The sequence below is a fragment of the Amycolatopsis antarctica genome (assembly GCF_002262875.1).
In the GTDB taxonomy this organism is placed as follows: Bacteria; Actinomycetota; Actinomycetes; order Mycobacteriales; family Pseudonocardiaceae; genus Amycolatopsis; species Amycolatopsis antarctica.
This window is the reverse complement of the sequence record NZ_NKYE01000003.1, coordinates 368139-380934: the sequence shown is the minus strand read 5'-3', so window position 1 is coordinate 380934 and position 12796 is coordinate 368139. Positions and strand designations below refer to the sequence as shown.

The 12796-nt window shown below is 71.0% G+C and carries 14 protein-coding genes; 1 reads left to right on the top strand and 13 read right to left on the bottom strand.

Annotated elements, in window-relative coordinates; all coding sequences use genetic code 11:
- Window positions 1-89: 89 nt before the first annotated feature.
- On the bottom strand, window positions 90-905 hold the full coding sequence (gene tsf / locus CFN78_RS07735; protein ID WP_094861892.1) for a translation elongation factor Ts: 816 nt from the start codon (window positions 903-905) through the stop codon (window positions 90-92).
- Between the two features lie 93 nt (window positions 906-998).
- The gene (gene rpsB / locus CFN78_RS07730) at window positions 999-1865 is read right to left on the bottom strand and encodes a 30S ribosomal protein S2 (protein WP_094861891.1); all 867 of its coding nucleotides are present in this window, start codon (window positions 1863-1865) and stop codon (window positions 999-1001) included.
- Window positions 1866-2315: 450 nt separating this feature from the next.
- Between rpsB and CFN78_RS07725 the strand changes: the two genes are divergently transcribed.
- Window positions 2316-2789, top strand: coding sequence for a murein hydrolase activator EnvC family protein (locus CFN78_RS07725; protein ID WP_420807862.1), 474 nt, complete (start codon window positions 2316-2318; stop codon window positions 2787-2789).
- 525 nt (window positions 2790-3314) lie between these two features.
- Here CFN78_RS07725 and CFN78_RS07720 read toward each other — a convergent pair.
- The 11 genes from CFN78_RS07720 to rimM all read right to left on the bottom strand — a co-directional run bounded on the left by CFN78_RS07720 (window position 3315) and on the right by rimM (window position 12790).
- Entirely contained in the window at window positions 3315-4268 is a 954-nt protein-coding gene (locus CFN78_RS07720) for a FliA/WhiG family RNA polymerase sigma factor (protein WP_240519323.1), read from the bottom strand.
- On the bottom strand, window positions 4240-5403 hold the full coding sequence (locus CFN78_RS07715; protein WP_094861889.1) for a tyrosine recombinase XerC: 1164 nt from the start codon (window positions 5401-5403) through the stop codon (window positions 4240-4242). Before CFN78_RS07715 ends, CFN78_RS07720 begins: the two co-directional genes overlap by 29 nt.
- Window positions 5404-5491: 88 nt before the next feature.
- A complete protein-coding gene (dprA, locus tag CFN78_RS07710; protein ID WP_094861888.1) occupies window positions 5492-6655 on the bottom strand; it encodes a DNA-processing protein DprA in 1164 nt (387 codons plus the stop codon).
- Window positions 6652-8163: a YifB family Mg chelatase-like AAA ATPase gene (locus CFN78_RS07705; protein WP_094861887.1), complete on the bottom strand. Its 1512-nt coding sequence runs from the start codon at window positions 8161-8163 to the stop codon at window positions 6652-6654. Before CFN78_RS07705 ends, dprA begins: the two co-directional genes overlap by 4 nt.
- A complete protein-coding gene (locus CFN78_RS07700) occupies window positions 8163-8552 on the bottom strand; it encodes a YraN family protein (RefSeq protein WP_094861981.1) in 390 nt (129 codons plus the stop codon). Before CFN78_RS07700 ends, CFN78_RS07705 begins: the two co-directional genes overlap by 1 nt.
- A gap of 157 nt (window positions 8553-8709) precedes the next feature.
- Window positions 8710-9033 carry a DUF2469 domain-containing protein gene (locus tag CFN78_RS07695; protein WP_094861886.1) on the bottom strand — a complete coding sequence of 108 codons (324 nt, stop codon included), beginning with the start codon at window positions 9031-9033 and terminating at the stop codon, window positions 8710-8712.
- On the bottom strand, window positions 9030-9806 hold the full coding sequence (locus tag CFN78_RS07690) for a ribonuclease HII (protein WP_240519322.1): 777 nt from the start codon (window positions 9804-9806) through the stop codon (window positions 9030-9032). The genes CFN78_RS07695 and CFN78_RS07690 overlap by 4 nt, the downstream gene beginning before the upstream one ends.
- Before the next feature lie 65 nt (window positions 9807-9871).
- On the bottom strand, window positions 9872-10798 hold the full coding sequence (lepB, locus tag CFN78_RS07685; protein ID WP_094861979.1) for a signal peptidase I: 927 nt from the start codon (window positions 10796-10798) through the stop codon (window positions 9872-9874).
- Window positions 10799-10841: 43 nt separating this feature from the next.
- Window positions 10842-11201 (bottom strand): 50S ribosomal protein L19, encoded by a 360-nt coding sequence (gene rplS / locus CFN78_RS07680; protein WP_094861978.1) that lies wholly within the window; start codon window positions 11199-11201, stop codon window positions 10842-10844.
- Window positions 11202-11384: 183 nt separating this feature from the next.
- Complete coding sequence (trmD, locus tag CFN78_RS07675; protein ID WP_094861885.1) at window positions 11385-12140, bottom strand: tRNA (guanosine(37)-N1)-methyltransferase TrmD; 756 nt, start codon at window positions 12138-12140, stop codon at window positions 11385-11387.
- A 116-nt stretch (window positions 12141-12256) separates the two neighbouring features.
- Complete coding sequence (gene rimM / locus CFN78_RS07670) at window positions 12257-12790, bottom strand: ribosome maturation factor RimM (RefSeq protein WP_094861884.1); 534 nt, start codon at window positions 12788-12790, stop codon at window positions 12257-12259.
- Window positions 12791-12796: the final 6 nt, after the last annotated feature.

Sequence of the window (12796 nt, the reverse complement as noted above, 5' to 3'; positions counted from 1 at the left end):
ACGGAACTTGCCATTCACCTGGTGTCTCACAACTGTGCCCCGCCCCCGGAACTGAACGGAGACGGGGCACAGCCGTGTGACGTGCGAGCCTACTGCTGGCCGACCTCGAACCTGGCGAACCGGGTCACGGTGACGCCGGCAGCGTCGAGCAGGGCCTTCACGGACTTCTTGTTGTCGGTCACCGAGGGCTGCTCGAGCAGCACGGTGTCCTTGTAGAAGGCGTTGACCTTGCCCTCGATGATCTTGGTCATCGCCTGCTCCGGCTTGCCTTCTTCGCGAGCCGTCTCCTCGGCGATGCGCTTCTCACTCTCGACGAGCTCGGCCGGGACCTCGTCACGGGTGAGGTACTTCGGCTTGAGCGCGGCGACCTGGAGGGCCGCGGCCCTGGCGGCCTCGGCGTCGTCACCGGAGTACTCGATGAGCACGCCGACGGCGGGCGGCAGGCCGGCACCGCGACGGTGCAGGTAGGTCTCGACGTTGCCCTCGAAGGCGGCGACGCGGCGCAGTTCGAGCTTCTCGCCGATCTTCGCGGCCAGGCCCTGAACCGCTTCGTCGACCGTCTGGCCACCGAGGTCGGTGGCCTTGAGGACCTCGACGTCGTTCGTCTTGGCGGACTTGGCTGCCTCGACGACCTTGGCGGCGAGCTGCTGGAACTCCTCGTTCTTCGCGACGAAGTCGGTCTCGGAGTTGATCTCCACGAGGACGCCGCCGTCGCCGGCGACAAGCCCCTCGGCGGTGGCACGCTCGGCGCGCTTGCCGACGTCCTTGGCACCCTTGATGCGCAAGAACTCGACGGCCTTGTCGAAGTCGCCGTCGTTCTCCTCGAGCGCCTTCTTGCAGTCCATCATGCCGGAGCCGGTGAGCTCACGGAGCCGCTTGACGTCAGCGGCGGTGTAGTTCCCCATCGTGCGTTTTCCGTTCCTTTTCGGGGTACGCGCGGAATCTGTGGTCGCGGTCTTCCGTGCGGCCGGCCGAAGCCGGCCGCACGGAAGGACGGATCAGGAGGAGGTCGTCTGCTCGGTGGCGGCCTCGACCTTGTCGGCGGCCTTCTCGCCATCGGCGGCGGCGGTCTCGGAACCGGACAGCAGTTCCTTCTCCCACTCGGCCAGCGGCTCTTCGGCGGCGACGCCCGGTTCCGGCTTGTCCTGACCCTCGGCGGCCGAACCGTTGCGCGCACCCGAGCGGGCGATCAGCCCGGCGGCGGCGGCCTCGGCCACGACCTTGGTCAGCAGCGCGGCGGACCGGATCGCGTCGTCGTTACCCGGAATCGGGTAGTCGACCTCGTCCGGGTCGCAGTTGGTGTCCAGGATCGCGACGACCGGGATGTTCAGCTTGCGCGCCTCGCCGACGGCGATGTGCTCCTTCTTGGTGTCCACGATCCAGACGGCGCTGGGCACCTTGGACATGTCGCGGATACCGCCGAGGGTCTTCTCGAGCTTGTCCTTCTCGCGGGTCAGCGTGAGGATCTCGCGCTTGTTCAGGCCGACGAAACCGCCGGTCTGCTCCATCGACTCGAGCTCCTTGAGGCGCTGGAGGCGCTTGTGGACGGTCTGGAAGTTGGTCAGCATGCCGCCCAGCCAGCGCTGGTTGACGAAGGGCATGCCCACGCGCAGCGCCTCGGCAGCGATCGCTTCCTGGGCCTGCTTCTTCGTACCGACGAACATGATCGTGCCGCCGTGCGCGACCGTTTCCTTGATGAACTCGAAGGCGCGGTCGATGTAGGTCAGCGTCTGCTGGAGGTCGATGATGTAGATGCCGTTGCGCTCGGTGAAGATGTAGCGCTTCATCTTCGGGTTCCAGCGGCGGGTCTGGTGCCCGAAGTGCACGCCGGAATCGAGCAACTGCTTCATGGTGACGACGGCCATGGCCTGGTTCGCACCTCTTCTACTCTGAGCACGCCACGAGCCGACGCTCGCATGCGCACTGTGCCGGTTTTGTCGCGGCTGCCCGGGTGGACCGCCGCCCTGGTGCCGTGCCGGCGCCCGGACCCCACGAGGAGAATCGCGGGGACCGCCGAGCGCCGTGTCTCCCGGGACGAACCCGGGATGCGCACGTGCACGCGAAGTCAGCCTGTGCGAACACAGACCGCAGCAGCAGTGTACGCCGGAGCCGCGTCGCCGTCGTCACCGGCAGTGGCTATCCGGCCGAGTTGTCCCACGCCCGCCGAGTTGTCCACAGATTCCGCTCCGGGCACCCGGCCGCGCCCGCCCCCGGGCAGTGTCGAGGGGGTGACCGCAGACCTCCGCACGACCCCGGAACCGGCCGGCCGCAGGCGGATCCGGCTCGCCGCGTGCGCCGTGCTCGGGCTCATCCTGGTGCCGGTCCTCTCGTCCCCGTCGCCGGCCGCCCGCGCCCAGGGCGATGCCGGCCCCGCGCGGTTCTCCTGGCCACTCTCCCCCGACCCACCGGTGGTCCGGGCCTTCGAGGCGCCGGAGGACCCGTTCGGGCCGGGCCACCGCGGCGTCGATCTCGGAACCGCGCCCGGAGCGTCCGTGCTCGCGGCGGCCGAGGGGGTCGTGGTCTACGCCGGGGTCCTCGCCGGCCGCGGGGTGGTCTCGGTAGACCACGACGGCGGTCTGCGGACCACGTACGAGCCACTCCAGACAGGCGTCACGGCGGGTGACCGGGTTCGTCGCGGGCAGGAACTCGGGACGGTCGCCGCCGGGCATCCGGAGTGCGCGGCGCAGGCCTGCCTGCACTGGGGTGTCCGGCGTGGCGAGGAGTATCTGGACCCGTTGCCACTGGTCCGGACGGAGACGGAGCTGCGGCTCAAACCCTGGGAAGGGTGAAGGGCAGGCACCCGCATCTCACCTGCGCGGTACGCCCAACTGGTCTGCCTGCCTGTCTGCTTGGCTGGTCCCTGCCTGCCCGGTATGCGTGTCTGGTCCGCCAGCCTGCCTGGCCCCGGTGCGGTCGCGGGCGTCACGGTGGTTCGAGACGCGCAAAGGTTAGCCGTGGATGGGCTGCTGGAGACACGTTCGGTTTCGCGGGACGCACCGTGGGGACGGGTCGGTCGCTGCCAGGCCGGTAGGCGCCACGCCGGTTGATGCCGGGGTGCCGGGCCGGTTGATGCCGGGCCGGTGGGCGCCACGCCGATGGATGCCGGGCGGTGTGGTGCCGTTCCCCGGTTGCCGGGTGGGATGGGTGCCGGGCCGATGGCCGGCGCGTCGACGACCGTGGACTGTCTGGTGCGCCTCGGCAAGCCTGGGATCGGTGCCGTCCCGGAGGATGCCGCGGCGGTGGATGCGGGCCGAGGTGCCTGGCGGTGCGAAACCACCCAAAGAGTCGAGGACACCGAATGTCGTCGAGGTGGATCAGACGGGTGCTTGCTGCTCCACGAGTTTCGCCCGCAGACGCAGGACGGCCCGCGTGTGAAGCTGGCTCACCCTCGACTCCGTGACTCCGAGGACCTTGCCGATCTCGGCGAGCGTCAGGCTTTCGAAGTAGTAGAGGCTGACCACCACCCGGTCCCGTTCGGCGAGCTGGGCGATGGCCTCGGCGAGCTGCCTGCGGTTGTCCTGGTCGACCAGCACGGCGACCGGATCTACCGCACCGTCGTCGGGCAGGGTGTCGACCAGCGAGCCGCTGTCCTTGCCGGCCGCGACCAGGTCTTCGAGCGCCACGACGCTGGTGAGCTGAAGCTGGCCGTAGAGGTCCCGCAGATCGTCGACGCTGATGTCGAGCTCGGTGGCCAGTTCGGAGTCGGTCGGCGTGCGCCGCAGCCGCGCCCCGAGTCGTTCGAGGGCCCGTTCGGCCTCCCGCGCCCGCGCCCGCACCACGCGCGGTACCCAGTCCTGTGAGCGCAGGTCGTCCAGGATGGCCCCACGAATCCGCTGCATCGCGTAGGTCTCGAAGCGCAGACCCCGCTCCGGCTCAAACTTCTCGATCGCGTCGACCAGGCCGAAGATGCCCGACTGGATCAGGTCACCGACGTCGATGTGGGTCGGCAGTCCGGTGCCCACCCGGCCGGCGACGTACTTGACCAACGGCGAGTAGTGCAGCACCAGCCGGTCGCGGATCCGCTGCTGTGGGGTGGCGCGAAACTGACGCCACAGCGCTCGGATGGCGATCTCCGAATCGGGGCCGGCGCCCGGTTCGGCGGGACCCGGGTTCACCGGTTCTCCGGCCGGATGGGACCGCTGCCCGGCGAGCTCGCGGGTGTCGTGTCTACGCGGTACCTCGTCGGCGTCATCCGCGCACGGCGAGGCCGCCCCCGGGGGTTCGGGAGCCCGCCCGGGTTCATCGGGCACGCGGATGCGTTCGGTCATGGATCGCCTTCAGCCGCTCGACGGTCACGTGGGTGTAGAGCTGCGTCGTGGCAAGCGTAGCGTGACCGAGTAGTTCCTGAACGCTGCGAAGGTCAGCTCCCCCTTCGAGCAGATGTGTGGCCGCGGAGTGCCGCAGGCCGTGCGGGCCCATGTCCGCCGCACCGGGTACCGAGCTCACCGCGTCGTGTACCACTCGCCGCACGCTGCGCTGGTCGAGCCTGCCGCCGCGCACCCCCAGGAACAGCGCCTCCCCGCCGGCACGGCGCTCCGCACGCGTGATCACCGGACCGCGCCCCTCGGCAAGCCAGGCCCGGACGGCGTCGGCGGCGGGCACCCCGAAGGGCACCATCCGCTCCTTGCCGCCCTTGCCGAGCACCCGCACCAGGCGGCGCTCGAAGTCGACGTCAGCCACGTCGAGGCCGCACAGCTCCGCGACCCGGACCCCGGTGGCGTAGAGCAACTCCAGCACGGCCAGATCGCGCAGCGCGATCGGACTGTTCTCGGCGGCACCCGAGGCCGAGGCGCGCAGCAGCTCGCCTGCCTGGTCCGGGCGCAGTACTCCCGGCAGCGTGCGGTGTGCCCGCGGCGCGACCAGCCGGGTCGCCGGGTCGTGGTCGATCGCGCCCGCCTTGTGGGCCCAGGTGCTGAACGCCCGTGCGGCCGCCGCACGCCGCGCGAGGGTGGTACGACTCGCACCGTCGGCCCGCTGGCGCGCGAGCCAGGCGCGCAGTACGCCGATGTCCAGCCCCTCGAACGCCCTGGCCAGGTTCTCGGTCCCGCCCTCGGGAGGCCGAAGGTCCTCAGGTCCCGTCTCTGCCTGCCCGGCGCCGGAACCACCGGTCCCGCCGACCGCCCCGGGCGGTGCGGCCCAGGGCTGAGCGGTCCCAGGCTCGGCCTCCTCGTTCTCGGGGGCCTCGTGGTCGGTGCTGTGGTCGGTGCCGTGCAGGAATCCGGCGAGCGACACGACGTCGCCCAGGTAGGCGCGCACGGTGTGCGCCGAGAGTCCGCGCTCGAGTTCGAGGTGCCGTTCGTAGGCGGCGATCAACTCCGCGGTGGGCCCCGGCAAGCGGCTGCGCACGCGGCGTAGGTCGACCCGGGCGGCCGACGCCCCGGTGCGGGATCTCTGGGACGACATGTCTCGTGACGCTGCGCCAGTGCGCCCCGATGGTCAAGCATCGCCACACCCCTGCCGCGACGAGCACGGCGATCCTCGCGCCCGGCGGTCATCGAGCCGCCCGCGCCCGGCGCCAGCCGCTGTCGCACCGTTCGACCAGTCCGTCCAGTTCAAGCGCGGGGAGTAGTGCGCGCACCCGGTGCGCGGGTACGCCCGACTCGGCCACCACGTGTTCGACCGATCGGCCTGCGCGCAGACCCAGCGCCTCGTGGACGCGCAACGCCTGCCCGGTCAGCCCGTCGGTCGTCCGCGTGTGCCCGTTGCCGTTGCCGCTCTCCGCCGGTGCACCGATCGGTCCGGCGGCGTCCAGCACCTCGGCGACCGAGGTGACCAGAGTGGCGTCCGAGGACCGGATCATGTCGTGGCAACCCGCGGACATCGCCGACCCGACGGGACCGGGCACGGCCATCACCATCTTGCCGAGGGTTCCCGCCGTGGTCGCCGTGTTGCGGGCCCCGCTTCGCCTGCCCGCCTCGACGACGAGTGTGCCGCTCGTCAGCGCGGCCAGCAGCCGGTTGCGGATCAGGAAGCGATGCCGGGCGGGTGGTGCTCCGGGCGGGTACTCGCTGATCACCGCGCCTTCTTCGGCGATCCTGCCCAGCAGGGCGACGTGCCCGGCCGGGTATCCGGCGTCGAGGCCGCAGCCCAGCACCGCGACCGTCCGGCCGGGAGCGGCGAGCGCCCCGCGGTGGGCCGCACCGTCGATTCCGTAGGCGGCACCGGAGAAGACCGTGACGTCCCGTCCGGCGAGTCCGTGCGCGAGTTCGGCGGCCAGGTGCTCCCCGTACGCGGTCGAGGCGCGCGCGCCGACGACGGCGAGCGCCCTGCCGGTCGCCTCGTCGAGGCGTGCGGAGCCCCGCACCCAGAGGCCCAGCGGTGTCCCGGCCTCCCGAATCCCGCGTCCGGCGGCCACTTCGAGCGACAGCAGCGGCCAGGCTGGCCACTCCTCGTCCTCGGGCACCACGAGCCGCGCTCCGATCCGCTCGGCGTCGGCGAGATCCCGCTCCGGCACACAGGTCTCGCGCCGCGCGGCCGTCTCACCGGCGACGGCGGCCGGGACCTCGCCCCGCCGGACCCGTTCGGCCGCCTCCACGGCGCCGTGAGTGCTGACGAGTGCGGCGAGACGCGGGGCAGGGGGTTCGGCGACCCGCAGCAGGTACGCCCGCGCCAGCCGCAGCTCGGGCTCGGCCCGAGCGCCACCGGCCGTGCTCACGCCGCCCGCCGATCGCGGAACTCCAGTGCGGCGGCCACGTGGTCGGCGTCCGGCCGGTCCGCTTTCGCGAGGTCGCTCAGCGTCCACGCGATGCGCAGGCAACGGTCGGCTCCACGTGCGGTCACCGCGCCCACGTCGAGTCCGCGATCCAGCACCGCCGTCGCGCTTGCGGGCAGGCCGAACTCCCGCCGGAGCACCGGGCCCGGAACCTCCGCGTTGGTACGCCAGCCACGGCCCGCCCAGCGTTCCCCGGCCCGGGTGCGCGCCTCGAGGACGCGGGCACGGACCTGCGCGGTGGACTCGGACTCACCCACCTCGTGGGCGCTCATCGCGGTGATCGGGCGCATCCGTACTCGCAGATCGACCCGGTCGAGCAACGGTCCGGAGAGGCGGCCGAGGTAACGCCTGCGTGCGGACGGCGAACACGAGCAGTCCGCCTCCCGGGGCGGGGCGCACGGGCAGGGATTCGTCGCCAGTGCGAGCTGGAAACGCGCGGGATAGCGCACCGAGCCTCGCTGGCGGGCGATCCGGATCTCGCCCTCCTCCAGCGCCGTGCGCAGCGATTCCAGCCGCTGCTGACCGAATTCGCACGCCTCGTCGAGAAAGAGCACTCCCCGGTGGGCACGGCTGATCGCGCCCGGAGTGGCGAGACCGGATCCCCCTCCGACGAGGGCGGCGACGGAGATCGAGTGGTGCGGCGCGACGAACGGCGGTACCCGCACCATGGGCGTGCTCGGTGACAACGAGCCGTCGACCGAATGGACAGCCGTGACCTCGAGCGAATCCTCGTCCGAGAGCCGGGGCAGCAGGCCGGGAAGTCTCTTGGCGAGCATCGTCTTGCCCACTCCTGGCGGTCCGGTGAGCAGGAGGTGGTGCCCGCCGGCGGCGGCCACCTCCAGTGCCCAGCGAGCCTCGGGCTGGCCGATGACATCAGCCAGTTCCGGCACCTGCGCCTCGGCCTGTTCTCCCGGGGCCACCGGCGCGGTCAAGGTTTCCTCACCCTTGAGCCAGGCCACCACGTCCGCCAGCCGGGCCGCCCCCGAGACTCGCAGGTCCGGTACCAGAGCGGCCTCGAACAGCGATCCGGCGGGAACGACGGCACATTGGTATCCGGCTCGCCGCGCGGCCAGCAGACCCGGCAGCACACCGCGGACCGGCCGGATCCGGCCGTCGAGTGCCAGTTCCCCGATGAGCACGGTCCCCGGAAGCTTCGTCGCGGGCACGCAGCCGGACGCGGCGAGAACGGCGACGGCGATGCCGAGGTCGTATCCGGACCCGACCTTGGGCAGGTTCGCCGGGGACAGCCCCAGCGTGATGCGGCCTTCCGGCCAGGTCTGCATGCTGTTGCGAATCGCCGCGCGTACCCGGTCCTTGGCTTCTCGCAGTCCGGCGTCCGGCAGGCCGAGGAGCTTGGTCTCCACCAGCCCCGAGCGGATATCGGCCTCGATCTCGACAAGCCTGCCGTCGATGCCGAGCAGGGCGACCGCCCAGGTGCGTGCGAGCGCCATCAGAACGCTCCCGGGATGTGCTGCACGCTGGGCGCTCCGCCGTGCGGCCAGTCGATGGCGACCACATCGAACCGGACCGGGCACCAGCGGACGTGGTGGGCGCTCATCCACCGGCAGGCGATCCGCCGGATCCGGGCGACCTTCTCCGGCGTCACGGCTTCGGCAGGATGGCCGAACGCCCGGCCGGACCGGGTCTTCACCTCGCAGACGACCAGCGTGCGCCCGTCGGTGACAATCAGGTCCAGTTCGCCCTCGCGGCATCGCCAGTTGCGGGAAAGCAGAACCAGGCCGAGCCCGTGCAGGTACTCGGCCGCCAGATCCTCTCCCCTGCGCCCGAGTTCCTGACTGCCCGTTGTTCGCCCACCCCGCGCTGACGACGCCTCCGCCACCGTGCACACCGCCTACCCCCAGCTCGCCGATTCGTCCTTGCGATATCGACGCTGCCAGGAGCGGAGGTGCCGGGACCAGCACTGAATCGGCAGCCTGTGGACAACTGGGGCCCTGTGGACAACTGGGTGGCACAGGCCGGGGCAGGCCAGTCGCGGGTCAGCCGGAGAACGGGCCTTCCTCGGGCAACCGCAGCTCGGGCTTGTCCAGTTCCTCGACGTTCACATCCTTGAAGGTGATCACCCGGACGTGCTTGACGAACCTGGCCGGGCGGTACATGTCCCATACCCAGGCATCGGACATCCGCACCTCGAAGTACACCTCTCCGCCGCCGTCGCGCACCTGCACGTCCACGGCGTTGGCGAGGTAGAACCGCCGCTCGGTCTCCACGACGTACGAGAACTGCCCGACGATGTCCCGGTACTCCCGGTACAGCGACAGCTCCATCTCGGTCTCGTACTTCTCGAGATCCTCTGCGCTCATGTAATCCGCGCCCCTCCTCGCGTGGTCGACTGCCGTCCACCGGCGAAACGTTCATTCTGGCCCACGCCGTCCTCCAGAGCACCTTCCGGCACCGTTCTGCCGCTGAGCGCGGCGGCGGTGAGCATCACCCGCCACGGCGGTCGCCTGCCGTGGGCGATCCCGGCAAGCGCGACATTGGCATACGACCACCGGTGTACCGCGCTGGGCCCGTGCGCGGTGAGCGCCGCGCCGTGTTCGGTCGTGCTGTATCCCTTGTGCACGTCGAACCCGTAGACCGGATGTTCCACGTGCAGGCCCTCCATGATGCGGTCCCTGGTCACCTTGGCCAGCACCGAGGCCGCCGCCACGCAGGCGGCGACCCGGTCGCCCTTGATCACCGGGACGCTCGGCGCGGGCAACCCCGGCACCCGGAAGCCGTCGGTGAGGACGTAACCGGGCCGAGTGGTCAGGCCCGCCACCGCGCGGCGCATGCCCTCGACGTTGGTGACGTGGATGCCGAGAGCGTCCACCTCGGCCGGCGGCACGATGATCACGGTGTGGTCCACGGCGCGCGCCAGCACCCGGTCGTAGACACGGTCGCGAGCGGCGGCGGTGAGCAGTTTGGAGTCGGTGAGTTCGGGGTGCCGAGCGGCGTCTCCGGGACGCAGCACGCAGGCGGCGATCACCAGCGGGCCGGCACAGGCCCCGCGACCGGCCTCGTCCACCCCGGCGACCGGTCCGAGTCCTTTGCGATCCAGCGCGGACTGCAGCGCCCACGGATTGTCCCCGCGCACGAGGGCACGTGGAGGCCGTAACGAGCCGAGTCGCCCGTTACCGCGAGACGAACTCACCGGCCCCACTACCGTCCTCGTGACACCACTTTGCGCACCCCACCGGCGACCCGGCGGCCCAGGACGACGGTCGGCCACGCCGCGGCGGCCCCGATCCCGGCGGGCAGCCCCTGTTGCCAGGCTGGTGCGCTCATGGCCACGGCTTCCTGCGGATCGTGGTCGGACACGCCGCCCCAGCGCGACGGCGGCAGGACGATCAGCCTGGCCTTGCCGATGATGTTGTCCTCCGGCACGGTCCCGCGTACGCCGCCGCCTCCCTGATACCGGGAGTCGCTGGACTGGTTGCGGTTGTCGCCCATCACCCAGTACGAGCCCTCGGGCACCTTCACCGGCTCGAACTCCACCTGCTCCTCGCCGGGGACCTCGTAGTGGATGTACGGCTCGTCCAGCGGCTTGCCGTCGACGAGAACCCGGTTCTGGTCGTCACAGCACTCGACGGTCTGGCCACCGACGGCGATGATCCGCTTCACGAAGTCGCGCTCGTCCGGCGGAGCCAGCCCGAAGACCGAGCCGACGCTCTGGAAGAACCCGGCGATGGCGTTGCTGGACTCCGGCTGGGTGGGTGAGTCGTTCTCCGTCCACGGCTGCGGACCCTTGAAGACGATCACCTCGCCCGACTCCGGATCGGAGAAGTCGTAGGTGAGCTTGTCGACCAGGATCCGGTCGCCGGTGCAGCCGGGGCAGCCGTGCAGCGTGGTCTCCATCGAACCCGAGGGGATCATGTAGACGCGTGCCAGGAACTGCTGGATCAGGAACGTCAGCAACAACGCCACGACGATGAGGATCGGCAGTTCCTTCCAGAACGGCCTGCTCTTCTTCTTTTCGCGACGGCGGCGACGACCCGATACGGACTCGCCGGAATCCTCGCCTCCGGGGGTCGAGGACCCCTCGTCGTCTCGCCGATCCGGCTCGTCCTCAGCGGCGTGTGAAGGCAAAGGTTCGACCACTCAGCCAGGCTACGCGTTACCGGCTGTCAGCTCAGGAAGCGGACGGGGTGTCGCGGCGCTCCTTGATCTTGGCCGCCTTGCCGCGCAGGTCGCGCAGGTAGTAGAGCTTCGCGCGGCGGACGTCGCCACGCTTGAAGACCTCGATCTGCGCGATGTTGGGCGAGTGCACCGGGAAGGTGCGCTCCACGCCGACACCGAAGGACACCTTGCGGACGGTGAACGTCTCGCCGATGCCACCGCCCTGACGGCGGATGACGGCACCCTGGAACACCTGCAGGCGCTCCCGGTTGCCCTCGATGACGCGGACGTGCACCTTGAGGGTGTCGCCCGGGCGGAAGGCCGGGATGTCGGAACGCAGCGACTGAGCGTCCAGGGCGTCCAGGGTGTTCATCGGTGGTCCGTCCTCGTCGTTGATCGGCCGTGCTGTCTGGCCTACGTACATCCGGGCGCGCTCACGTGGCGAACAGCTTTCCCGGGGGAATTCGGTGAGCGAGCGAAGCGAGTCCACTCAGCCCAATAGCTTGCGTCCTGCGGCGAGCTACAGGCAAGTATTACAGACGCGGGTGCCCGCCCGTCACGGGGTCGGCTCAGGCCCGGCCCGCAGGCGCTCCAGCACCGCGTGGTCGGCGGCGTCGAGGCTGCCTTCCGGCAGCGCGCCGAGCAGCTCGGGACGACGGCGCGCGGTCCGCTCCAGTGCCTGATCGCGCCGCCAGCGTTCGACGAGCGCGTGGTTGCCGGAGCGGAGCACGTCCGGTACGGCGAGGTCGCGCCAGACTTCGGGGCGGGTGTAGCTGGGTCCTTCGAGCAGGCCGTCGGAGAACGAGTCCTGCTCGGCCGAGACCGGATTGCCCAGCACCCCGGGCAGCAACCGGACGACGGCCTCGGCGATGACCAGTACCGCGGCCTCGCCGCCGACCAGGACGTAGTCGCCGATCGATACCTCGTCGACCGGCATCCGGCGCGCCGCGTCCTCGATGACGCGCTGGTCGATGCCCTCGTAGCGGCCGCAGGCGAAGACCAGGTTCTCCTCCGCCGCGTAGGCGTGCGCGAGTTCCTGGGTGAACGGCCTGCCCGCGGGCGTCGGCACTACGAGTCGTGCGCCCGCCGGACACACCTCGTCCAGCGCCGCGCCCCAGATCTGCGGTTTCATCACCATTCCGGGCCCGCCGCCGTACGGCGCGTCGTCGACGGCGCGGTGCACGTCGTGGGTCCAGTCCCGCAGATCGTGTACGCCCACCTCGAGCAGGCCGCGGTCGACGGCGCGGCCGAGCAGCGCCGCGCGCAGCGGTTCGAGGTAGTCGGGGAAGATCGTGACGACGTCAATGCGCACGGGAATGCCTCACCAGTTGCGGTAGCGGGGTGGCGCCGGCGGCGCACGGATGCCGGCGCTGCCCGGACGAAGCGAACGCACGCCGAGTCCGTCGGCGAACAATGCCGACGAGCAGCCTATTCGCCGTCGAGCAGGCCGTCCGGCGGGGTGAGGACCACCCGCCCGCCCGCGATGTCCACCTCGGGCACGATCGCCCGGACGAACGGGACGAGCACCGTCACGCCCTCGCGGTCGATCGAGAGCAGTTCGGCGCCCGGGGAGTGGACCATCTCGATGACGATGCCGACGACGGTGCCATCGGCCAGCTCGGCGCGCAGGCCCTCGAGCTCGTGGTCGTAGAACTCGTCCGGGTCACCGGTGGGCGGCAAGTCCGCGGTGTCGGCCAGAAGCAGGGCACCGCGCAGCGTCTCGGCGACGTCCCGGGTGAGTACCTGCTCGAAACGCACCAGCAGCCGCCCGCTGTGTGAGCGGGCGGCTGCCACGGTGAGTTCCCGATCGCTGCCGTCCCGGAGCCGGGTGCGCAGTGTGGAGCCGAGGGCGAACCGCAATTCCGGGGAGTCCGTGCGGATGTCGACGGCGAGCTCGCCACCGACGCCGTGCGCCTTGGCGATCCGGCCGACGACGACCTCCGTGCCCTGCGTGTCCGCCACCGTGCC

Excerpts from the sequence above, each read along its gene's own strand:
- tsf (WP_094861892.1), bottom strand. The coding sequence starts at position 905 with ATGGGGAACTACACCGCCGCTGACGTCAAGCGGCTCCGTGAGCTCACC.
- rpsB (WP_094861891.1), bottom strand. The coding sequence starts at position 1,865 with ATGGCCGTCGTCACCATGAAGCAGTTGCTCGATTCCGGCGTGCACTTC.
- CFN78_RS07720 (WP_240519323.1), bottom strand. The coding sequence starts at position 4,268 with ATGACCGAACGCATCCGCGTGCCCGATGAACCCGGGCGGGCTCCCGAA.
- CFN78_RS07715 (WP_094861889.1), bottom strand. The coding sequence starts at position 5,403 with ATGTCGTCCCAGAGATCCCGCACCGGGGCGTCGGCCGCCCGGGTCGAC.
- CFN78_RS07705 (WP_094861887.1), bottom strand. The coding sequence starts at position 8,163 with ATGGCGCTCGCACGCACCTGGGCGGTCGCCCTGCTCGGCATCGACGGC.
- CFN78_RS07695 (WP_094861886.1), bottom strand. The coding sequence starts at position 9,033 with ATGAGCGCAGAGGATCTCGAGAAGTACGAGACCGAGATGGAGCTGTCG.
- rplS (WP_094861978.1), bottom strand. The coding sequence starts at position 11,201 with ATGAACACCCTGGACGCCCTGGACGCTCAGTCGCTGCGTTCCGACATC.